Annotated in this window: 18 protein-coding genes and 1 pseudogene; 13 read left to right on the top strand and 6 right to left on the bottom strand. The window is 46.4% G+C overall.

The window, feature by feature from the left end; translation table 11 throughout:
• Positions 1-3 precede the first annotated feature (3 nt).
• Both OGX84_RS00195 and OGX84_RS00200 read right to left on the bottom strand, forming a co-directional pair.
• Positions 4-411 (bottom strand): DUF6375 family protein, encoded by a 408-nt coding sequence (locus OGX84_RS00195; RefSeq protein ID WP_286457160.1) that lies wholly within the window; start codon positions 409-411, stop codon positions 4-6.
• An 11-nt stretch (positions 412-422) separates the two neighbouring features.
• Positions 423-1,325, bottom strand: a complete 903-nt coding sequence (locus OGX84_RS00200; RefSeq protein WP_286457163.1) for a radical SAM protein — start codon at positions 1,323-1,325, stop codon at positions 423-425.
• A gap of 193 nt (positions 1,326-1,518) precedes the next feature.
• Here OGX84_RS00200 and OGX84_RS00205 point away from each other — a divergent pair, with 193 nt between their 5' ends.
• Positions 1,519-2,583 carry a DUF5677 domain-containing protein gene (locus tag OGX84_RS00205; RefSeq protein ID WP_286457166.1) on the top strand — a complete coding sequence of 355 codons (1,065 nt, stop codon included), beginning with the start codon at positions 1,519-1,521 and terminating at the stop codon, positions 2,581-2,583.
• Between the two features lie 170 nt (positions 2,584-2,753).
• On the top strand, positions 2,754-6,605 hold the full coding sequence (locus OGX84_RS00210; RefSeq protein ID WP_286457168.1) for a hypothetical protein: 3,852 nt from the start codon (positions 2,754-2,756) through the stop codon (positions 6,603-6,605).
• Positions 6,606-6,822: 217 nt separating this feature from the next.
• Here the strand turns inward: OGX84_RS00210 and OGX84_RS00215 are convergent, their stop codons facing one another.
• Positions 6,823-9,156 carry a KAP family P-loop NTPase fold protein gene (locus OGX84_RS00215; protein WP_286457170.1) on the bottom strand — a complete coding sequence of 778 codons (2,334 nt, stop codon included), beginning with the start codon at positions 9,154-9,156 and terminating at the stop codon, positions 6,823-6,825.
• Positions 9,157-9,744: 588 nt separating this feature from the next.
• Between OGX84_RS00215 and OGX84_RS00220 the strand changes: the two genes are divergently transcribed.
• Complete coding sequence (locus tag OGX84_RS00220) at positions 9,745-10,872, top strand: hypothetical protein (RefSeq protein WP_286457172.1); 1,128 nt, start codon at positions 9,745-9,747, stop codon at positions 10,870-10,872.
• 40 nt (positions 10,873-10,912) lie between these two features.
• Positions 10,913-11,097 (top strand): annotated as a pseudogene (locus OGX84_RS00225) (IS1 family transposase); the annotation flags it as partial.
• Positions 11,098-11,381: 284 nt separating this feature from the next.
• Here the strand turns inward: OGX84_RS00225 and OGX84_RS00230 are convergent.
• Together OGX84_RS00230 and OGX84_RS00235 are read right to left on the bottom strand one after the other, a co-directional pair.
• Positions 11,382-11,957, bottom strand: a complete 576-nt coding sequence (locus OGX84_RS00230; protein WP_286457174.1) for a hypothetical protein — start codon at positions 11,955-11,957, stop codon at positions 11,382-11,384.
• A 309-nt stretch (positions 11,958-12,266) separates the two neighbouring features.
• A complete protein-coding gene (locus OGX84_RS00235; protein WP_286457175.1) occupies positions 12,267-12,962 on the bottom strand; it encodes a hypothetical protein in 696 nt (231 codons plus the stop codon).
• Between the two features lie 126 nt (positions 12,963-13,088).
• Here OGX84_RS00235 and OGX84_RS00240 point away from each other — a divergent pair, with 126 nt between their 5' ends.
• On the top strand, positions 13,089-13,295 hold the full coding sequence (locus tag OGX84_RS00240; protein ID WP_286457176.1) for a helix-turn-helix transcriptional regulator: 207 nt from the start codon (positions 13,089-13,091) through the stop codon (positions 13,293-13,295).
• 147 nt (positions 13,296-13,442) lie between these two features.
• Positions 13,443-14,993 (top strand): DUF3987 domain-containing protein, encoded by a 1,551-nt coding sequence (locus tag OGX84_RS00245; protein WP_286457178.1) that lies wholly within the window; start codon positions 13,443-13,445, stop codon positions 14,991-14,993.
• Positions 14,994-15,386: 393 nt separating this feature from the next.
• Here the strand turns inward: OGX84_RS00245 and OGX84_RS00250 are convergent, their stop codons facing one another.
• Complete coding sequence (locus OGX84_RS00250; RefSeq protein ID WP_286457180.1) at positions 15,387-16,022, bottom strand: inovirus Gp2 family protein; 636 nt, start codon at positions 16,020-16,022, stop codon at positions 15,387-15,389.
• Between the two features lie 604 nt (positions 16,023-16,626).
• On the opposite strand from OGX84_RS00250, the gene OGX84_RS00255 reads away from it, so the two are divergent.
• The 7 genes from OGX84_RS00255 to OGX84_RS00285 all read left to right on the top strand — a co-directional run bounded on the left by OGX84_RS00255 (position 16,627) and on the right by OGX84_RS00285 (position 20,245).
• Positions 16,627-17,061 (top strand): hypothetical protein, encoded by a 435-nt coding sequence (locus tag OGX84_RS00255; RefSeq protein WP_286457182.1) that lies wholly within the window; start codon positions 16,627-16,629, stop codon positions 17,059-17,061.
• Positions 17,062-17,080: 19 nt separating this feature from the next.
• Positions 17,081-17,884 (top strand): hypothetical protein, encoded by an 804-nt coding sequence (locus OGX84_RS00260; RefSeq protein WP_286457184.1) that lies wholly within the window; start codon positions 17,081-17,083, stop codon positions 17,882-17,884.
• 50 nt (positions 17,885-17,934) lie between these two features.
• The gene (locus tag OGX84_RS00265) at positions 17,935-18,114 is read left to right on the top strand and encodes a hypothetical protein (protein ID WP_286457185.1); all 180 of its coding nucleotides are present in this window, start codon (positions 17,935-17,937) and stop codon (positions 18,112-18,114) included.
• A 35-nt stretch (positions 18,115-18,149) separates the two neighbouring features.
• Entirely contained in the window at positions 18,150-18,578 is a 429-nt protein-coding gene (locus OGX84_RS00270) for a hypothetical protein (protein WP_286457188.1), read from the top strand.
• Positions 18,579-18,652: 74 nt separating this feature from the next.
• Positions 18,653-19,474 (top strand): DUF932 domain-containing protein, encoded by an 822-nt coding sequence (locus OGX84_RS00275; protein ID WP_286457190.1) that lies wholly within the window; start codon positions 18,653-18,655, stop codon positions 19,472-19,474.
• 70 nt (positions 19,475-19,544) lie between these two features.
• On the top strand, positions 19,545-20,015 hold the full coding sequence (radC, locus tag OGX84_RS00280) for a RadC family protein (protein ID WP_286457191.1): 471 nt from the start codon (positions 19,545-19,547) through the stop codon (positions 20,013-20,015).
• Positions 20,016-20,023: 8 nt separating this feature from the next.
• Positions 20,024-20,245, top strand: a complete 222-nt coding sequence (locus tag OGX84_RS00285) for a DUF987 domain-containing protein (protein ID WP_004390417.1) — start codon at positions 20,024-20,026, stop codon at positions 20,243-20,245.
• Positions 20,246-20,256: the final 11 nt, after the last annotated feature.

Below are 20,256 nucleotides of genomic sequence, written 5' to 3' on the forward strand. Positions count from 1 at the left end.
CTATTAGTTTGCGTCGTCGGAATCGGACGGATAGTCATGCGCAGAGAAGACTTCAACCTTTGCGCCGGCTTCGATAAAAAGCTTCACGAACGCGGATACCTCTGCCTCATCAGTCGTTATTGTTATTCTATCGCCTTCACGACTTAGGTAATGATCCGACACGAATTGGCCAAGATCAGTTGGTCCTAAAGTGTTGAGTTTTAATGTGCGAAGTAATGAGAGCATCCCATCTGAAAACCGTTGATTCTTTGGCTCATCATAAGGGATGGAGTAACAATCATCTTCTTCAGCTTGAGTTCTGAGCTTGCTGATATCCTTCTCGACCTTCTCTGCATCTTGCTCTAGTTTGAATTTCCCAATGAGAACTAAGTTCATCGAATGCTCAGAACCATATCCGTTCCAAATTTTCATTACTGTGCCCCTTATTTCATCTCTAAGGTATTTCGAAGTCGCTTTAGCGCTGACAGAATACCGGTTTCGCCAATATCCACACCGGTGGTTGAATAAGAACTCATACGCAATATGCCGGAAGCGTCTATGTGCGCGTAGGCTCGAAGGCCAGTTTCATCAGGAAGAGGATCGCATATGGGTAGTCCTGACGCTCCCACCTCACTTACTACAAGTCGAACCTCTCCTCTATAATTGGAGACCCAGTTCTTAAGCTCTCGGCCGACCACTTCATTCATACTTGCGACCGTGTTAGTTGCTTGCTGAGGCAATAACAGCAATTCACTAGCTCCAAACTGTTGCGCCAGTTCAGTTACTGCATCAAGCTCAAAGACTGTACGTTCGTTTATCACGACGTTTATTCCAAAGGGCGACAATGTTGCAATCGATTCAATTCCCTTAAGTAAGTTGGCAAAAGGTTTTCCGCGCAGTTCTTCATAGGTACTGCCTGTCCCGTCAACGCTAATACGCGCGAAGTGAATTGAACCTTTGAGGTGTTTAACTAATTGTTGCGACAAACGATGACCATGGGTCGTGAATGTCACGGCAAGCTGAGTTTCCCCGGCAGCCCGTTTGCATATTTCGACGAAATCTGGATGGAGAGTTGGTTCCCCTCCGCCAAAGCCGATGCCGAGGCATCCTTCAGTATCCAATTCCTTTAACCAGCTAAGTACTTGGTCAGTATGCAGCACTGCCTTGTGTTTGGGCGTAAAACAGTACGCGCAATGGAGATCGCAAAGATTGGTGAGTGCTATTGAGACTTGACGGGGAGACATCGACCAAACTGCCCCCTGAGGGTGCAATTCGTCTAATAGGATGTTCAAACCTGTATTTCGATCGAAGAAATGCACTCCGTTTGGCCCGATTCTGGACTTCATAACACCAAGTTCCCCGCTGCTTAAAACCCACAAAAGTAATAGTATTTAACATCATAGCGAGAAATCTCTTAAAAAAGATTGCGTAAGGTTTGCTTTTCGCTTTCAGTAGACGCTTAAAAGTTACGCGTTTAGTGTCGACGTAAATCCACATTACTACATCGACGGAGTGCTGACCCTCTCTAAGGAACTGAACTTGTTAAACAAAAAAGTACTTTCTCAGATACAGGATGTGGCTGGTAGCGGCAATATGTCTCCCGCAGAGATGGCTGAGTGGTTAGATACGCATTCTGAAGACATAGAGCATTTGGTTGCTTTGAACATGTTCGAGTATTTGGATGAGGCTAAAGGGGATGTATTAAAGGACCATTACGAAAATTTAGATGCATTTAGAGGAAGACTATTTACAACATGGGAGTCCCCTTTAAAGCGGCTGGATGCATTAATTTATGGCTGTACTGAAATCGGTAATGAGGTAAACAGTGAGTATCGCATCGGTTCTGGAGAAATGTCCGCAAAACTGAACATAACCACCCGACTGCACGCACGTGCTGTCCAGGTTTCCTGCGAGATATCTCATCTTCTAAAGGGGGGCTTTGCAGACGGTGCAATGGCCCGTTGGAGAACGCTCCATGAAACCACGGCCATATTGATATTTATCGCAGAAGGCGACGAAGACCTGGCGAAAAGATTCACGGATTTTCAGAGCATACAGAGGCGAAAAGCTGCTAATCGCTATAATAAATATAGTGAAGAGTTGGGTTTTACTTCTTTCTCACCAGAAGATTTAAGTCGGTTTGATCTCGAAAGAAATGACATCGTTGGTAAGTATGAAGCGGGTTTCGGCAATGAATTAGGTTGGGCCGCAAAAGCTTTAGGAAAAGAACCCAGTGCCAGAACTAAGGTTCGCTTTAGTGATATTGAGGAATTTGTCGAGCTGGACTTTTTACGGCCGCACTACGGCTTTTCCAACCAGTATGTTCATGCAGGAATTGACAGCATTGGTTTCAAGCTCGGTACATCGCTTTCAAATAAAGATCTCTTGCTATGCGGACCATCTAATGAAGGGCTGTTAGAGCCGATTCAGTGCACCAGCTTGTCCTTGATACAGGCCACTCAGGCGATAATCTCAGTTTCACCAGACGATCAACGTCTACTATATAGCGCCGTGCTCTGGTTGTGGCATGAGAAGTTGAAAGAAGAAGTTGTTGCCGCATCTGATGCCCTAATGAAGAAAGGTGAAGCTGATAGTTTTGAATAACATCAGGGAAACGAAAATGACGCCGGTTGTATTTTAATTTTACTCACATGATATCAACCCAAACGAACGATGTATGAAAGCTGAATATTTGGAGAATGGATAGAAGTTACTCGGCTTTAAGTGAGCTCAAAGTATGAACAATGGCAGAAATTTTTTACTAAGGTGAAGGCGTGGCAATCTTTGACATTGAAAAGGACGAGCTACTTCGGCTCTCGGATACTCAGTTAGAAGAGCTGATTGCTCGGCTAGCGGAAGCTGAAGTGGCAATGCATGACCATAGTCCTGCGTGTGTAAATTGGTCTGGTTCAATTACAGCGCCTGACGGTGGAATTGATATCCAAGTTCAGGTTCCAGTTGATCAACTGAAGGCAGGCTTTCTTGTAAGGCCTGATACGGTTTTTCAGGCAAAGAAACATAGAATGCCAAAGGCTTCAATTGAGAAGGAAATGGGTACTGGCAAAGCGCTTTCTCCCATCATCTCTGAACAAGCCAGAAAGCAAGGTAGCTACATCATTGTCAGCTTGAGTGATGATTGCTCGCCATCAGGAAAAGCGGAGCGTCTCAAAGCCATGAGGGACGCAGTAAAAGATGATCCTAACAAAAGTAATCTTCATCTTGATTTCTACGACCGATCTAAACTCATTCAATGGTTACGCCAACACCCGTCAGTCATGCTGTGGGTTAAAGGGAAGCTTGGACAAGGGTATTCTGGTTGGCAACCATACGGTGCGTGGAGCAATCCACCACAAGGTGTTACAGACACTTTAATCTCAGCCCCAGGTGTAACCATTACTTTACCGTCGGGAAAGGGGCAAAAACTCAGAATTGCTGAAGCAATTAGCCCAATGCGAGCACTTATTCGTTCGACGAATAAGGCGGTTCGTATTACAGGATTGTCTGGAGTTGGAAAGACCCGAATCGTTCAGGCACTCTTCGATGCAACTGTTGGAACAGATGCGCTAGACCGGACACTGGCGATTTATGCCGATACTGGTTCTGAGCCACTACCGTCGGCTACCGCAATGCTTGATAAGCTGATTGCAGAGAGCCGACGAGCAATCATAATCCTTGATAATTGCCCACAAGAACTACACGCTTCACTTGCCAGCAAGGTATCAGCTGCAGGAAAAGAAGTAAGACTCATTACGATCGAGTACGACATTAGGGGTGACAAACCACAAACAACTGAGGTCATCCACATTGAGACAGATGGTCCGGAGGTGGCAGAGCAACTTCTTATCCGTCGCTTCCCTTCTATTGGTCAGAATAATGCCCGTCGGATTGCTGAGTTCGCAGATGGGAATGCAAGAGTTGCTTTGGCTATAGCGGAGAGAGTGGAGGAAGGTGAGAGTTTAGCCCTACTTTCAGATGCACAGTTGTTTAATCGCTTGTTTGAACAACGTAATCATCCCGACGGCCATTTAAGGGAGCAAGCTGAAATATTGTCACTGGTGTATTCGTTCTCGGTATCTAGTACAGATGCTGCTACCGATGAACTGGAAATATTGGGGGCGCTCTCTGGGTATCCCAAAATCCAGTTATTCAAAGCTGTTACGAAGTTGATGGAACGTCACGTTATTCAGAAAAGATCCCACTGGAGAGCCATCCTTCCCCATGCAATTGCTAACAAATTGGCAGCATCTGCACTTGATAGTATCCCGGTTGATCAACTTAGGGCTGCCTTTGAAGCGCCAGAGCGAGAGCGTTTATTACTTTCATTTGCGCATCGACTGGGGTTATTGCATGACCACCCTGTTGCAAAAGAGATTGTTGAAGCCTGGCTTCAGCCTAAAGGACTACTTGGGCAAATTCTAACGTTGGACGAAGAGTCGGTGCGAATATTGGATTATATCGGTCCGGTCGCTCCTGAAGCTTTGTTAAACCGGATTGAAGCAGAACTTACCGCGCCTGACTTTAAAGGCATTGAACCGACTTATGATCCGCGGCGGCTAGCCATTCTCAATCTTTTACAATCGTTGGCATACGAATCTAACGCCTTTGACAGATGTGCCAGGCTTCTGATCCGTATGGCAGACTATGAAGGCGAGAGCGACAATCATGACTCAGCTCAAGGCAAGATCGTGAGATTTTTCCAGGCGTATTTGTCTGGTACTCATGCTTCTTTAAACCAGCGAATCATGCTGATGAAGGAATGTTTCTCATCGGGCGTAACCGGCCGCAGAGCGCTGGGGTTCAAAATGTTATCTACTGCTTTGGAAGGCTCACACTGGACAGGCGTTGGGGTGAACGAGTTTGGTGCTCGCCCCAGAGATTATGGTTCTGAACCCTCCTATGATGAGCTTGTGGAGTGGCGTAGTGCGTTCATTGACGTTGCTGTGCAGCTGGGCACATCCGGTGGTTCTGAAATTGAAGCTTCAGCTCGTATGAACCTGGCTGACGCATTTCGAGGCCTTTGGCACCAGGAAATGATGAGGGAAAAACTCGTCGATGCAGCGCGTAAATTGCATGTTTACTCCCCTTGGGGAGATGGTTGGAAAGCCATCCGTTCAATGATCTATTTCGACTATACAAGGCGTAAAAACGCTGAGGGTTTCGAGGCGGTACCTGAAAGCCTTACTGCATTGGAGAAGGAACTGGAACCTAACGACTTAGTGCCGGAAATAATGATTTATGTACTAAGTAAAGGGGGCGACTATTGGGCGCTTGATGCTGATTTAGATCATGAGGATGTTGAAAAATATAGCAAGGCTGAGAAACGACTCGAAGCCAAGGCTATCCAATTAGGGCGGGATTTTGCGATATCAAACCATAAGCTCGACGAGCTGAACCCAAATTTGTTCTCTACCGATGGGATGTCCTATCGCTTTGCATTTGGTAAGGGATTAGCAGCAGGGGCAAATGATTTGCAAATGGGGTGGCAGCAGCTTGTTGACCAACTTGATCAGTATCCAGTAGTTAACAAAGATTTTGCTGTCTTTGCCGGTTTCATCGAACAAACAGATGCTGTTACTCCTACATTAGCGCAAGAATTTCTCGATCAATGTTCACAACACCCAGAACTTAAGCGGGTAATTGTTAGCCTGCATCCTAGGCGGATTTTTACAGAAACTGACCTGAATCGCTGTATGGCACTTCTGGATGATCCTGAAATAAGCCCGCACTTATATGGACCAATTTTGTGGAGAGAACAGTATGCTAATTTACCTGTAACCCGCATTATTGAACTCACTCATCAGATGTTGAGTAAAAAAAATGGTGACGATGTAGTTTTGGATTCTTTAAGCATGAAGTTACATCGTAAGGAGGATGCTGTAGATACGCTTGGTCCTGACCTGCGAAAGATCGGTCTAAAAGCTGCGATGCTGAGAGTCCAAAGAGATCAACGCGATTCAGGTGGGTCTACCGATTATCGTATGGAACGTGTCGTTAGTGCTGCTCTGCGATTTGGTGGTTATGAGTCAGAAAAACAGGAGTGGCTGAACACGATTTTTTCTGTTGTAGATGAGCATTATGGATACTTTAGCTCATTTGGAAAAACCATTGAAAAGACTGCCGTATTGATGCCAGAAGCATTTCTCGATCATGTTTTTAAGGGCAACGAAAAACAGCAGCAGCGGCGATTATTTTTTATCGGCCACGGAAGCTTACGCCGGTTGCCTCTTTCTAAAATTGATGTGGACGTTTTAATTCAATGGTGCCGCGCCAGAAATGATCCCAATGTTTGGCCTGCTATTGCAAAAGGTATAACACTTTGGGTGAAAGATGATGAAAAGAGTGTAACCACCATGCAGGAAGCAGCTTTCGCTCTATTAGAGGCCTCACCTGAACCAATGGTTGTGCTGGAGTCCTTTGCTGAAAGCATTAGCCCATCATCCTGGACTGGAAGTTTGGCAAATATAATGCAACTAAGAGCTGATGCTTTCGGTATGTTGAGCAAGCATGAACGACCAGATATCGCTAAAGCAGCTAGAATCGTGCATGAAAAAATAATTCATAGGATCGAACGTCAAAAAGAACGTGAACAACGGGAAGATAGTGAGCGGGAACAGCGGTTTGAATGAAAGCTAGCAACCTAAACCGCGGCCCCACACTATGCCTAAAGACACATTATCCATCGCCCGACTGGTAATAAACACCGGGCTTTAATCTTGTCTTATGGCCGCCAGATTGGTGTTTGCCTCGTACATCATGACATTCGCCCATCAGAGGTACTTAGGCTTAGTTCTCAGTTTCGGTTAATACTCAAATTGATGTCTCTACATCAGCAGGAGCTACCTTCTAGAAATCGAAAATGTCGTTTGCCCTCAATCCAAGCCACTTTTCGAGATATCGAAACAGCGTTCGCAGGGCCTCTTCGTGCTCAGGGAACTGGGCGGGGTTAATCGCATCACACTTGGCTTTCGCTACATCAATGCCGATAAAATCTTCAATTGTCTCTTTGTTGAAACTGTTGTGCGGCGTGGAGACACGATCACCATGCGTATGGCTCATACCTCTGCTCATCAGGCGTGTGACTATGGTTGCGAAACCCTGGTCGGTTTGAATTGCTTTCATCATCCACTCTCGTGGTTCGCCCATTGAATCTGTATAGTTTTTCCAGCGATAGAGCTGAGATATAAGATCCGGCTCGGCGATCAGCGCGTCGCCGTCTGCAGCGCGGTCCCTTATCAACCGCAGCCATTCAGCCTTCATTGCCGCAACGGTGTTTAGATCGAGCGCAGGATCGAAGGATTCACCCTCATTCCGATCGGCAGGATCGTTGAGATGAATCAGGAGCGAGGCAACGGAAAGCGCTTCTGTTTTACGGAGTGCTTCGAGAGCCAAACCGCCTCGAACATCCTCAGGAATCCGCTTCAGGTACCAACTTGTCGCTCGCCATGCTGCCACATATGACGAGTCGAAGGTGCCGCTGTTCGCGCCTGCGAGTTTTTCAGCGAGTCCGAACATCCCAGGGAGCAGAACAGCAGCGTTCTCGGACGGTAATCGGTCGACGGATTCATCGAGCCTCGCAACGAGCGAATTCAGCAGGCCGTCAGCTTCGACTACAGAGATTGCCGCAGAGAGCTCGTCCTCTGTCGCGGTTGCATCGAGAAAATCAACAAAACGGCGCTCAGACATTTCTCCGACCGTCGTCTGAAGTTCAAAGTAACGTGGGAAGTAGCGCGATGTGCATACTCGTTTCTCCGTCAACCACTGGCGATGGAAGCCGTCTGCATAGTTCGTCCCTCCATATGCCCATTCGAGGGGAGGGAATAGGTTTTTGAGCGCGTCACGAACGATATCGCGGCGATCCTCCGACACAATCTCAAGAAGCTCCTTAGCCGCTGCCTGGTCTATCTTCCGTCGGCTATCATGGGAGAATCGCCCTTCCTGGAGAACCAACCCTCGCTCCCGGAACAGTGCATCATGGAGATCTGGTTCGAAAACCCGGAGTGTCTCCAGAAGCAGAAAATCTACAATGTTCACCTCGAATACGTTGCCAACTACATGCAGTGGCATGTGTACAGCAATGGACGAGATGAGACGACGTGCATCGCGCATGTTGCGAATCAGGGGCTGAATGCAGCCAATGCAAGCATTACCCCAGCGTCTCTGAGAGAACCCATTTTCCTCGATCGCGTATGGGCCCGCTATTTTAGAGAGTTCCTCCTCGAACATACGATGTACAAACGATGCCGGGACGGCCGGTAGGTCAAAGCTAGCCTGCACGATCTTCTCAAGGAAGGCTCGCCCGTCGTCATCAGCGACCGGATCGAGTGCCCGTTCTATGATACTGGGCTGAAATAGGAGCACAAAAACAATGTTCGGTAGATTAGCATTCGCCTTTACCTGCCGAAGCAGCATCCTGATCTGCTCTGGCTCGAGCCGGTCAATGTCGTCGACGAAGACAACCAATGGCCGGTCAAGTTCGCGAAGACGAGCTTCAAGCGATCTGCGTACCTTGTCGAGAGACTCGCCGCGATGGTCGCGCCCGAGATGCGATAGTACGCGCCCGACGAGAGGTACTCCGACCGAGAGAAAGGCAAGAACAGCCGCAATCTTTGCGACCGTCGGAAGGTCAAATCCAATGGCCGACGCGATCGCTATAACCGAGGCATTTGTTAGCACCGTCGAGATTAGAAGTCCTGAACTCCCAACCTCTTTAAGAGGCTTACCGGCCCCGGCGAGGATCGAGCCGTAGCGTCGCAGTGCTTCGGCACGGTCGAGTGCTGCCTTCGAATGCTCGCCTCCCAAGCAATCTGCTATCTGGCCAAATAGCGCGCGGGCGATTGCGTCGCCGTCCCCCCATTGCCAAGGGTTAAAGTCGAGCCAGTCCGCTCCGCTGCTCTTGGCATCGAGCCTTTCGGTGATGAGGTTTTTCAGTGATGATTTGCCGAAGCCCCATCCCCCGCGAATAGCGAACACTCGACCTTCGCGCAAACTGAGCTCCGAAAGCACGTCAGCTATACGAGCCGCAAACTCGGTCCTTCTAAGGCGATCTTCAGATGCTGTTCGAATCGGTGCCTCCGCCCCGATCCCTCCGTCTGGCCGCTCGTTCCTTGTCACATCAGCATTGGACTTCGCGCGACGAGGAGCGCGCCATGCCGCCAGACGGAAAAACAGCTTACTCATCGCACACTATCTCCCAAGAATGCATATACCAAGCGTCCTTTTGTTAGAAGCTTCACTGTTTGCGCAGACCAAGCAAATTAAAGCGGGTGCTAATCTTGCCTGCTGTTCAACTGGCTTCGTAAGCTAACTAAAAGAGCTCTATTGCAATTGCAAGCCAGTATATCGGTTTTGCCTACTCAACGTGAAGCATCGCTCGGCAACTTGATCAATTGAGCGAGAATAAGAAGAAGAGACTTATAAGTGTGAGCTGGCACCACTGACCTGCTTCCTATAACTCAAGATACCTCGATGTAAATATGCATTCCAAACTTCCGCACCTCGCTCACTACGGACCTTCGACTTGGTTGGCTAGCCCGCTTAGTGCCAGGAGCGGAAGTTGATGACCATTATGATTGACTAAAGTATTCCCAGAAGTGAATTAGTGAGTTCACTGGTATCATCGTCTAACTGGACAAAGCACCAGAAACTAAAAAGCTTTTTGAAAGATGAAAATGCGGGATTGTGCTAATTTAAGGGCTGTTCTGCAGCATTGGCCTCTTGGTGGAGAGGAGAGGTCAACAGATTACACCGCAAGAACTAAGGATGTATATGAGCGTTGAGCAAACCGGATTTCGAGATATTTTCAACTTCGAGCACCACCTCACCTCTGAGGGGAGTTTTTTCATTGGCCCCTACAGAATAACTGTCAGCAAGGAGCTCATTGGGGGGGGCTTTGCTCGGTCAAAACGGCTCGTTTTTAGGGATGCCTTCGATTCTTCCGGGTTCAAGCGAACCGTGACAGAGGAACCCTCCAGCTCTGGCACTTGGAGCGTTACAGCTGTTGTTGCGGAGCATGAAGAGCTAGATCATGCCTCCGTACTCTTGCCTGACAATCCATGGGTGAATGGTGCCTACGATCTATCGGTCATTCTTTCGCTTCTTAGCGGTCGCCATATTCTGATTGAAAATGGTGCCAAGCCGCACTTGCCGGTGTCACCTGGGTATGCTATTACCAGCAAAAATTTCTTCCGTGCTCACCCAGTGATCGACTGGGCACTGCTTCCTGTTTTGCGAGAAGCTGGGGCTGGAGAAGCGATGGAAGCGGTGCTTTTGGCAATGACGAATAGCAATGTCGGCGTGAAAATTGCGATGGCATCGGCTGCGCTCGATGGACTGAACACCAGGTGGTACAGCGTATCGGGCTCCAATCGTTATACTAAGGAAGTAAAAACGGAGGTCAAGGCTGCGGGCCAGGCGTTTAAGGTGCATCTGGAAAAAGCTGGTGTAAGTCAGGATCTTATTAATGACATCATGCCGCGTTTGTCAAACGTTGCGAATGAATCAGCGCTTGCCAAGCTCGCTGCCTTTTTGAAGGCCGGTAGCATGTATCCAGAAAATCCAGATGAGGAAACGCTGAAGCGACTCAAATGGCTGAACGTCCTTCGTAATTCAGTTGCGCACTCAGGCTCGTTCAAATTGAACATCGCGGAATCTCCTGAGGCATCTTTACGTGTAGCGGGCGCTGTCGCACTTCTGCTCCAAGACATCTGTCGGATTTACATTGCGAAGTATTTACTCAAGATTGAAGACCACGGTGTTGATAAGGCGCAGCAGACCGTGATGGCCTTCTTCCTGTACGGGACATACAACGACCAAAATATCCTTACCGAGGACCACGAGACCTACCAACAACGGCTGATTGACCACTACGAAGAATTTGGCAATCTCGATCTTTAACGACAGGTTTAAGCGGCAAGTGCTTAATGCTCTCTAAATACTCAGGCCGCAGCCAGTAACCTCGTGCATACAACCAGACTGTGACGTCATTGTCTGCGATGGAATGGACGAACAGTGCAGCTATGTCGGGGCTCAATCACGTCAGCGCTGGTGTTTAATGCTTATGACCGGATACGCAGGACGCTCGTGGCTCACGTCTTTGGTGAACGCCCCCAGGTCACGCTGGTGATGTGGCCGGGTATTACGTTATCTAGGTCTTGGTCCGCTCCTTGCACATAGCCGACCTGACAGCCCAGCTATTCTGTCCGCGCCGTGCCTGGAGCGGGCATTGACAACTTTTCTTTGCACTAAGAAACATGTATACCCAAAATAATTCGAGTCGCTTAAAGGTGTCAAACTCGAGAATCCTCAAGGGCTTACTCAAGTAAGTGGCTGGGGTGAACAAGTGCAGCCAGCGCATAAGCCGCTTGAAGGATTACGGATATAAATAGGATAGAGTCTGATGAATATCACTTTTCTGATTTATGGATTGACTCATCAAAATTGCAAGCAGCTCGTTTGATATCGAATGTTTTCATAAATTCATCATATGCTTCAGGCCATTCCCCCATAGAGGATGACAGCATCTTATAAGCATCACCTGATGCACCATAATTCACATCAGCAATTGCAAGTATTTTTATAGATGTCGCAATGTTTATCGCAAGCACTGAAAGACGTTCTGAAGAATATGTACTGATGGACATAGCCTGCGTAATAGCTGATTTGGCGGGTTGATAAAGTTGATTATGATTAGGTTGATATAAGAGAGATTTATCCGCATCAAACGCAGCTACGGCAGTCAATAAGCTAGATGCTCTTTCGCGAAATTTATACTCATCCTCATTAACCGCATTGATACAAATTGTTCTGGCATTTATAAATGCTGGCACACTCGTACTTTCTACTAGCTTTGAACCAGTGAAGTATGAACCAATTATTCCGCCAATGGCTGCGATTACCGCTACCAAGAGCGTGCTGCCAGCGCTTAAGGATGCTTTGACGACTTCTGTTCTACCGTTGTTACTGTTTTGACCACCAGACATTTTTAGCTACCAGTTACATAAAACCCTAGTGTATCAATTAATTACCTATCAATACTATTCGGGCAAGTAAAAAATTGCCTTTTTCTCAAAAAATACCAGTAATCGAAATTGCACTAATGATAGTTGTGACCAATTTCCACAGCACTGGATACGCCAAAATGCCAACTTCCGCTTCTCGCTGTGAGTTCAACTGGTCGATGCAAAGCCCTCCTTAACAAGGAGGGCGTTACCATGAAACAAAGAATGCGCATTTACTACACGCCAGAACAGAAAGCGATTAACTGGGACAGGTAAAAACTTCCTGATTATTTATTTTTTTACAACAACCTCAGAAAATGCAAATTCTAAATAGCGATCTTTTTTAAGCCAGCCTTTTATTGTTCTCTCCAGATTACTGGCATCCAAATTTGAGGCCTTATCTTTCAGTTCATTTTTAAGGAACAGTTCTAATTCTTTCTGAATACCTGCTATTGCTTTCGGTATTGAAATCCATTTTTCTGAAGGCGTTTTCAAATGCAAAAGACGGATTATTTCTATTTTAATAGGTATGTATTTTTCATTGATACTTTCTTTGGCATTCTCAAGCCGCTCCTCTTCTATTTTTCTCTTCTCGTCAACCCACTCCTTATGTTCTCTGCTTCCCTGCCATTTCCCATAAAAACACATAGCATCCTGAAGGTACTTACACCCATCGGTTATACGCCCACTGCCCGCCACAATAGAGGCCAGATGGTAATAACATAGCGACAGGTATAGATACTTATCGAACCTTCCCTGTAAGACAGTATCAACCCGGATGAAATCTGCCTCACTTTTCAGAAACTGTGTGCTTTGTTCCAGGAAATATTCAGAGCCATATTCCGCTTCCCTATCTTCACAAAATCTTAGAACATCCTCTTGATATTTTTTAGTCGAAATCCCTCCCCCTTTTTTCAATTCATCAAGCTTGAGTTCAAAAACGTTATTCAACTCATTAAAAAGAGTACCAACATCATTTCCCTTCATAATAGCCTCCAGTATGTGACTACGTGGGCTAATGTTTTTTTTAACTTAACCTCACGTCTCCCAAACAATTTTTTCTGCCGTTAGTCTCTGCCCTGTTCAAATCGAACCAAACAGAGGCAAAGCAAAATGACCATATCAACAGTGAAAGTACTACGTTTACCTGGTGTTGTCAGCAAACTGGGGATCGCGAGATCGACCATCTACGACTGGCTTAATGCCAAATCGCCACGTCATGACCCGACATTTCCGAAACCTTATCCGCTAGGTAAGCAGTCCGTTGGCTGGCTGGAGTCCGAAGTGGATGAATGGATTCTACAACGCCGGTCAGCATAGCCTCCCTGACATCCCGTTGCAGCGAATACTGCACTTGAACTAACACAAACCAATAGTGAACTCCCACCGTATGCCCTTACCCGGCAGGGTAAGTCGCATCGGTGATATCACTTTTGAATTAATCTATAAAAATTTAAGGAAATAAAAATGAGCTATTTACCGTTGTTGCCTGGATTCCAGTACCAGGCGATTCCTGTGCCGACCATCCCTTTATGGGCGTTTACATCTGTGATGCAAAATGCCATTAACTATCTTCAGGATGGCGGGAAAATCCCGGAGGAATTAGTTGTCAATGTGGTTTTAGCCGCTGTATCGGAGGCTTGTCAGTCTCATATTGAAGTTTTCAATCCCTATACGAAAATGCCGGAACCCTGTGCCCTTTATATCGTAACGCTGGCGGATTCAGGCACGGGGAAATCGACCGTAAACAAACAGCTCAGGAAGCCGTTTGACGAAAAAAAAGTTGAGCTGGATGAAGCTTTCCGGGAAAAATTGTTTGCATACAAACGCGATTATACCGTCTGGGAGACAAAACTCCAGGCACTTAAAAGTAATCTGCGCATGGCAGTAAAAAAAGATCTCCCTATCGACGAGGCTGAAGCTGCACTGACGGTACATACAAGCATGGAGCCCATTAAGCCTTTAATACCCACCCTTGTCTGTAATGATCCGTCGGAAGCCGCACTCATTGAATTATTCGACAAATACTCGAATATTACCGTTAACTCCGACGAAGCCAGCAGTTTTTTTGAGTCCTGTGTGAAATATAATTCCGTGTTCTATAATAAAACTTGGGATGGTGACCTCTATGAGCACAAACGTGGCAATCAGGCTTCCCGTAGCTTCAAACCGACACTGACCTTATCTTTAATGTTGCAGAGATCTCTGTTTCTCAATTTCATGAAAAAGAATCAGGACAAGCTTGTAAACAGTGGTTTATTAGCTCGATTCCTGTTTATGAACATCCCCACTAAAAATGCCACAAATATGGGCCATCGTTATCACTCGAATGCATCTGCACGTGATGAAACTGCATTGCCTCTTCTTTATGCGCACATCCGTAAGTTTCAGGAAATGCAGAAGCAACAAATCCTTTCAGGTAATACTGATAAGAAAATGCTTAAACTGTCTCCTGAGGCATCTGAATACTGGAGCCATAAACATGCTTACTGGACTTCGTTGCCAATGAACGATCACCACTGGAAAGGTGTTGATTATATGCTGCAGAAAGCCAGCACTAATACATTACGCATTGCTGGACTACTTCACTATTTCTCCGATCAGGAGACCGATATTATTCCACTCGAAGTTATTCAGAAAGCCGCTGCAATAATGGAGTGGTACCTTAGCCATGCAGCATCCTGGTTCTATCAGTTCACGGATGAATATAAGTTTTATCAAGATGTAGAAGAACTCCGCCAGTGGATTCACAATAAATTCACTGCCAATGGTTGGATTCCATTCAAAAAGAATGACATCATCAAGTATGGACCCAATAAATTCCGCCGCAGCGACAAACTTGAACCATTGCTGAATTACATCATTGGTCAACCAGGAACGGGTTTTTTTACCACATTTCAGACAAGCGCTCATTCAGCCGAGTATATTACCTGGCGCATGAATAATGGCTGTTACGCCCCACTCGTTGCACCTCCGGTTCAATACTTGCCACAACAAGCGCCTAAGCTGATTAATTAGTCTGGCATTGCCTAAGGCACTCAATCAGCAGCATCATGATAACAATTCATGCTACTGAATTGTTATCAAAACCCACACTCAACAGGCTCATTGACACCTTTGCGTCATGGGCCTTTCATGCCTTAAAAAAAGCATCCCTGCACTATCACCCGCTACGATTGCTACAGTAGCAGGTTGTAGCAGTGTTTTGAGATGCGCATGCCGTAAAAACACACCAAATCGCTCATTCTTCCTGCAGACTACTGCCCATCGTATCACCCTGTTAACATGTTGCTACAACGCACAGCCCCTTGCCGACGTTAAGTGAATGTTACAACACAAGTTGCTACAACGATAAGCATACCTTGCTACAAGCATATTTCAGACACCGGCACACCGGTTCCCTTAGATATATCAGTACTGACTACAACCAAAATTACGCTGCCCATCAGCATTGCTTTTCGAGTAGAGTTTTGCCGTATACTCCAGATGCTGGAATATCTGACCATAATTAAGCTCAAAGGTCTTGCTGTTGGTGTCCAGCATGATACTTCCCTCCAGCACAAAATGTACCAATTTGTAGTACCGTTGATAATCAGGTTGTGTATGAAGGTTTAACATTCTCACCCATGCCTCCATGACCATCAATGCCAGATTATGTATATATACATTCCCAACAGGGCAATATGTTCCGGTATTGCAGTACGCATCGTTATTCAGCATTAATGCGATGTGATAATGCTTCTTCCCTTTTTCCTCACCAAACTCTCTTGACCAGATATAACGAACGTTACATGGATGGACTCTTTTACCTTCCATCCGCTTACGCGTCTGTGTTTGTTTAATCTGAGACTTTAGTGATTCCATAAAGCGAGTTATCAGTGTAGAGTCTGCACGGTATTTTTCATAGACATCATCTGGTATTCTTAAATCTATTCTTCGCACATATGTTCTTGGATATTCATTAAGTGATTTGCTCAACGTATCATGGATACGGTTTATATGATGTTGATTGCATGGTCCATGTAATCTGCTGATGTATGGTTTCATGTTTTAGTCCTTGTGTTAATCATCTCAATATAATAAACCTGATATGTAATTAATTACTCTGCTTGTGCTGATATTGATTGTTATAAGTGAGTGTTAATACTGATTGTTATATATACTCTATCTTTATTATTATATTACAGTATCAGACAGTAATTACTGTACTAATGCTACTTTTGCTATAGTAGAAGGAAACACGTAAAACAGGTAATTAACTTACATAATATAACTCTGAAGTTACTGTCAAAGAAGCATTGTCAGAAAATTGATCTAAATATGAATTATCATTGCCCTGCTATTCGGTTTAAATTTCATTTTCCAGATAATTTCATGTCTATATAACACTTATGAATCGGCCCGACAAATATACTCCAGCTTGGTACAACCCATTGATCTATCGCACCGATCGATATTTAACATTAGATAGATTAAAACTATCAATATCCGCCAATTGATCGATATTTCAATAGATAATAACGATCAATTTCTGGAAACTGATCTGTATTAACGATTATCCGCTAGCTCATTTAATCAATACGATCAGCCTGCTTCCCTTAAAACGGAAGCGGGCTTTTTTGTATTTAAATCATCAGGAAAGGAAACCAAAATGCTCAGAAACTATTATGCAACTCTGGCTGGATTACTGCTGCTTAGCCACAGTGCCAGCGCCGTACAGGCTGACCAGCAATGGGGTGACTGGTATGGGAACATCAGTGCCATGGAGTTTGAACTCAATACTCAAAATGCTTCAGGAGAAGTGCTCACACTGACCTGCATAAGCGGAAAGCTGGCTGCTGCATACAGCTTACCTGCGGAGGATTACCGCGTCTCGTCACAAACAGGGCTTTCTGATCCTGGAGTCAGTATCAATGGTACAAACCATCCTCTGGATGAAACGACCTTTACTGCGCTAAAAGCGACAAGTGAAAAAGACGTAATAAAAATGACCTCTATGAATGCCGCTATCTCTAAAAAATTCAGCGCCAAAGGGCTGAATGAGGGACTGGCTGATGCCACATGGCAGGACTGTATTAATCATTAATAAACTGAAAGGAAACCTTATGCGTAAACTCGTTGTTTTATCTCTCAGCTCTGCAGCACTGTTTATTCCATTGGTCTCGTCTGCAATGACAATTCACGGCGACATACATCCCGAACGCTATACCTTCTTTCTGACTCAGGAAGGCAGTAATCAACTGAAACAGGCAAATGACCGGATAGCGAAGAACCCGCAGGCTTATACGCTTGATGTGAATCATACCGGCATTCAACCCTTTGACGCTGTTCGCTGGGACGGGAAGCCTGTAAAAGCCGTCACCTGCGTCCTGGTAGACGGCGTGATGATGGGACAAAAAGCCACGTGGTCACAATGTAAAGACGAGAGCGGTGCTGAGTATTTCGGCAATAAAGGCTGGCTAGTACGTGATTACGTCGCAAAAGCCTGTGAAGTCGGAAAATCAGATTGTCCTGTTTATCTTGTGCTTCAGACAGATCCGCCAACACTGCGCAGCGATATGGTGAATTACGTTCCCGCTCCTAAAAATTTTAATGCTTCGACAAGCCTGACGGATGAAATTAAATCTGAAGGTTGCCAGATGGCGGATAACTCATTTGAACATGCCAAAAGTAGTCTGCGTTGTCGTGCCATTAATACCGTGCGTTTCATCCGCAAACAAAATACCGAAGCGGCATATGAAGCTGACTTAACCACCACGACGGATGAAGCACTCACTATGACAGTAGGGTACACCTACGGTAATGCCTCCAGTAAAGAGCCGGGCTGGCGCACGATTTCGGTCAACCAGGGAGACATCATTACTGATATCCGTAAGCAAGGCCAGTGGGTTCCCAATGGTTATAAATAACCTTATCAGTGAGATAACTTTTTATTCGGCATTCAGTTAATGGAGGTTCAGTGGGTAAAAAATTACAGCAGGAAACGCCACCAACCGTGGACTGTACCTGGCAACTTGTTTTGAGTGTTGCCGGTGTGACATTGATGCGCAGCACTTCAGTTGGGGTTAAAGCACTGGGGGCCAGCCTCACTACACTGAGTCTGATTAGCATCATTAAAAAACTCGCTACTCTTGCCTGATCTCTCTTTCTGAGAGCTCAGAGGATAAAAGCAATATGTCTGAAAATACCCATGGAAAACTCAAGGGACTGAAAGAGAAATTAAATCTGCGCCGAAACGTCTCCCCCACTGATAACAAGGATGAGCAGGTAGAAGAAAATGTCAGGGAGCAAACTTCAGAAGGGCAAGAATCCCGTACTACCCGATATAAGCGATTGCTCGACAGTATCGTTATTAGCGGTTTGCTGACCATTGCCGAGGATAAACTCAGTGACGATGTGTTTATCGAGTCGATGTTCAGTAAGGCTTATGAGCTTCTGCCTGTGCCGGTCAGACTGGTTGTCCGAAGGGAATGGTGCCTGGATTATCTCCAGTCACGGAAAGCCCCGTTACTGGCGCAACTCCTGCTCTATCAGGCCGAAAGGCACAGCTCAGCAGAAACGGTGCCGCCTCCCCTGGAACCCACGTTACCACCAACGACCTAATCAGACTCATTAATAACAGACAGGGCCATCCTTCGGGGTGGCCTTTTTTATGCCCATTTTCTACAGGAGTTTTTATGACCCGTTTAGCCAGCCGCTTTGGTGCGGTCAATCTCGTTCGTCGCGACCGCCCGTTAACCCGCGATGAGCTGGCGCACTATGTGCCAAGTGTCTTCAGCGAAGAAAAACATGAATCCCGCAGTGACAGGTACACCTATATCCCGACTATTTCGCTACTAGAAAACTTACAACGCGAAGGCTTCCAGCCATTCTTTGCCTGCCAGACCCGAGTTCGGGACCAGAGCAAGCGAGAGCACACCAAACACATGCTGCGCCTGCGCCGCGAAGGGCAAATCACCGGCAAGCAGGTGCCAGAAATAATCCTGCTTAACAGCCATGACGGTTCAAGCTCATACCAAATGTTGCCGGGGTTATTTAGATCGGTTTGCCAGAATGGGCTGATTTGTGGTGAGAGCTTTGGTGAGGTGCGCGTGCCGCATAAAGGCAACGTAGTGGAGAAAGTCATTGAAGGGGCTTATGAAGTGCTGGGGATTTTTGACCGGGTGGAAGAGAAACGTGATGCCATGCAGTCGCTGATATTACCGCTACCTGCACAGCAGGCCATGGCGAAAGCGGCTTTAACCTATCGCTTCGGCGAAGATCATCAGCCGGTGACGGAATCACAGATACTTTCTCCGCGCCGCTGGCAGGATGAAAGTAATGACTTGTGGACTACTTACCAGTGTATTCAGGAAAACCTGATTAAAGGTGGGCTGTCCGGTCGAACGATCAGAGGTCAACGCTCCCATACACGCGCCGTTAAAGGCATCGACGGAGATGTGAAACTTAACCGTGCCCTTTGGGTGATGGCCGAGAATATGCTGCAACTTGCCTCATGAGGCTTTTTACCAACCCTATCTTCACGCCCTGCCACTAAACCGGCGGGGCTTTTTGATTTAAGGAGCAATTATGTCCGCACTCAATTTATCCCCGGTATTCCTGCCAAATGAGCAACGCGTTATCCGTCGGGCGTTACGACTGCTGGAAAAATATCAGCGTCAACCGACTGAGTCTTTTACCTCCACCAGCTTCACCAAGACCTGGCTTCAGCTACAGATGGTTCATCAGGAGCGGGAAGTATTTATCGTGATGTATCTCGATAACCAGCACTGCCTTTTGGGGCGAGAAACGCTGTTTACCGGCACGCTCAGCCATACCGAAGTACATCCGCGCGAAGTGGTGAAGTCAGCCCTGAAACACAACGCCGCTGCAGTAATTCTGGCGCATAACCATCCGTCTGGTACGACAGAAATCAGTCAGCAGGATAAACACATCACCCAGCGAATAATGAAAGCGTTAGCACTGGTAGAAGTGCGAGTGCTGGATCATTTGGTTGTTGGGAACGAAGTGGTGTCTTTTGCTGAATGTGGCTGGTTGTGAGGTACAGAATGAAAATCATCAGTAAGCGCCAGGCGATGCATATTTATCGTCAGCATCCCGAATCCCGGTTATCTGCCTTCTGTACAGGTCACTACCAGTGGCATGGCAGTGTCTGCCATTACTACGGACGTGAAGTTCAGGATATCAGCGGTGTACTCGCTGTTTTTGTTGAGCGTCGTCAGGATCGGGCAGGCCCATATGCCATCCTTCGCAGCGTGACGATGAATTAATCACTTCTCTC

This window comes from Citrobacter sp. CK202 (assembly GCF_030333225.1).
GTDB classification, from domain to species: domain Bacteria; phylum Pseudomonadota; class Gammaproteobacteria; order Enterobacterales; family Enterobacteriaceae; genus Citrobacter_B; species Citrobacter_B koseri.

What these genes read in the sequence shown, in the direction of transcription:
- OGX84_RS00275 (WP_286457190.1), top strand. Translation starts at nt 18,653, where the DNA reads ATGACCCGTTTAGCCAGCCGCTTTGGTGCGGTCAATCTCGTTCGTCGC.
- OGX84_RS00285 (WP_004390417.1), top strand. Translation starts at nt 20,024, where the DNA reads ATGAAAATCATCAGTAAGCGCCAGGCGATGCATATTTATCGTCAGCAT.
- OGX84_RS00195 (WP_286457160.1), bottom strand. Translation starts at nt 411, where the DNA reads ATGAAAATTTGGAACGGATATGGTTCTGAGCATTCGATGAACTTAGTT.
- OGX84_RS00235 (WP_286457175.1), bottom strand. Translation starts at nt 12,962, where the DNA reads ATGAAGGGAAATGATGTTGGTACTCTTTTTAATGAGTTGAATAACGTT.
- OGX84_RS00250 (WP_286457180.1), bottom strand. Translation starts at nt 16,022, where the DNA reads ATGAAACCATACATCAGCAGATTACATGGACCATGCAATCAACATCAT.
- OGX84_RS00230 (WP_286457174.1), bottom strand. Translation starts at nt 11,957, where the DNA reads ATGTCTGGTGGTCAAAACAGTAACAACGGTAGAACAGAAGTCGTCAAA.
- OGX84_RS00270 (WP_286457188.1), top strand. Translation starts at nt 18,150, where the DNA reads ATGTCTGAAAATACCCATGGAAAACTCAAGGGACTGAAAGAGAAATTA.
- OGX84_RS00245 (WP_286457178.1), top strand. Translation starts at nt 13,443, where the DNA reads ATGAGCTATTTACCGTTGTTGCCTGGATTCCAGTACCAGGCGATTCCT.
- OGX84_RS00220 (WP_286457172.1), top strand. Translation starts at nt 9,745, where the DNA reads ATGAGCGTTGAGCAAACCGGATTTCGAGATATTTTCAACTTCGAGCAC.
- OGX84_RS00255 (WP_286457182.1), top strand. Translation starts at nt 16,627, where the DNA reads ATGCTCAGAAACTATTATGCAACTCTGGCTGGATTACTGCTGCTTAGC.
- radC (WP_286457191.1), top strand. Translation starts at nt 19,545, where the DNA reads ATGTCCGCACTCAATTTATCCCCGGTATTCCTGCCAAATGAGCAACGC.
- OGX84_RS00260 (WP_286457184.1), top strand. Translation starts at nt 17,081, where the DNA reads ATGCGTAAACTCGTTGTTTTATCTCTCAGCTCTGCAGCACTGTTTATT.
- OGX84_RS00200 (WP_286457163.1), bottom strand. Translation starts at nt 1,325, where the DNA reads ATGAAGTCCAGAATCGGGCCAAACGGAGTGCATTTCTTCGATCGAAAT.
- OGX84_RS00215 (WP_286457170.1), bottom strand. Translation starts at nt 9,156, where the DNA reads ATGAGTAAGCTGTTTTTCCGTCTGGCGGCATGGCGCGCTCCTCGTCGC.
- OGX84_RS00240 (WP_286457176.1), top strand. Translation starts at nt 13,089, where the DNA reads ATGACCATATCAACAGTGAAAGTACTACGTTTACCTGGTGTTGTCAGC.